Consider the following 1,056-nt stretch of genomic DNA (forward strand, 5'->3'; position numbering starts at 1 on the left):
ACTGAAAGCGACAACGCAATGCGCCGCTCATCACAAGCCGAAACTATATGGAGGATTAGCTCAGCTGGGAGAGCATCTGCCTTACAAGCAGAGGGTCGGCGGTTCGATCCCGTCATCCTCCACCATTACATATCTATAAGTTGGCAACTAAATTAATAGATAGGTTACGCCGGTGTAGCTCAATTGGTAGAGCAACTGACTTGTAATCAGTAGGTTGGGGGTTCAAGTCCTCTTGCCGGCACCATTCCTAGGTTATTGTATACTCTTAAAGAGTATAAATGACAGAGAGCCATTAGCTCAGTCGGTAGAGCATCTGACTTTTAATCAGAGGGTCGAAGGTTCGAGTCCTTCATGGCTCACCATTTTTTATATGCGGGTGTGGCGGAATTGGCAGACGCACTAGACTTAGGATCTAGCGCCTTATGGCGTGGGGGTTCGACTCCCTTCACCCGCATCTTTATATATTTCGCGGAAGTAGTTCAGTGGTAGAACACCACCTTGCCAAGGTGGGGGTCGCGGGTTCGAATCCCGTCTTCCGCTCCAATATCCCACTATGCCGGGGTGGCGGAATTGGCAGACGCACAGGACTTAAAATCCTGCGGTAGGTGACTACCGTACCGGTTCGATCCCGGTCCTCGGCACTTGAGAAGCACATATTGCGCCCGTAGCTCAATTGGATAGAGCATTTGACTACGAATCAAAAGGTTAGAGGTTCGAGTCCTCTCGGGCGCGCCATAATTTCATTATACTCAATTAAGGCTCGGGAAGTAGCTCAGCTTGGTAGAGCACTTGGTTTGGGACCAAGGGGTCGCAGGTTCGAATCCTGTCTTCCCGACCATCTATACAAAACGGGGCCTTAGCTCAGCTGGGAGAGCGCCTGCCTTGCACGCAGGAGGTCAGCGGTTCGATCCCGCTAGGCTCCACCAATTATGATCTTTGAAAACTAAACAAATCGAAGTGCCAACGTTAATTCTAAAGTTTTAAACAAGAGCTAGTCAAACTACTTTTTGGAGAGTTTGATCCTGGCTCAGGACGAACGCTGGCGGCGTGCCTAAT

9 tRNA genes are annotated in these 1,056 nt (G+C 49.8%); all 9 read left to right on the plus strand.

Features of this window, described 5'->3' with window-relative positions:
• Positions 1–49 precede the first annotated feature (49 nt).
• Positions 50–125 (plus strand) — tRNA-Val (locus tag ACQCV8_RS20110).
• A gap of 43 nt (positions 126–168) precedes the next feature.
• Positions 169–244, plus strand: a tRNA-Thr gene (locus ACQCV8_RS20115).
• 42 nt (positions 245–286) lie between these two features.
• A tRNA-Lys gene (locus ACQCV8_RS20120) sits at positions 287–362 on the plus strand.
• A 10-nt stretch (positions 363–372) separates the two neighbouring features.
• A tRNA-Leu gene (locus ACQCV8_RS20125) sits at positions 373–454 on the plus strand.
• 14 nt (positions 455–468) lie between these two features.
• Positions 469–543 (plus strand) — tRNA-Gly (locus tag ACQCV8_RS20130).
• Between the two features lie 12 nt (positions 544–555).
• Positions 556–641: transfer RNA gene (locus tag ACQCV8_RS20135), tRNA-Leu, on the plus strand.
• Between the two features lie 17 nt (positions 642–658).
• Positions 659–735 (plus strand) — tRNA-Arg (locus ACQCV8_RS20140).
• A gap of 26 nt (positions 736–761) precedes the next feature.
• Positions 762–838: transfer RNA gene (locus ACQCV8_RS20145), tRNA-Pro, on the plus strand.
• Between the two features lie 12 nt (positions 839–850).
• Positions 851–926: transfer RNA gene (locus ACQCV8_RS20150), tRNA-Ala, on the plus strand.
• Positions 927–1,056 lie beyond the last annotated feature (130 nt).

The sequence above is a fragment of the Metabacillus sp. 84 genome (assembly GCF_050107715.1).
GTDB lineage: Bacteria > Bacillota > Bacilli > Bacillales > Bacillaceae > Metabacillus_B.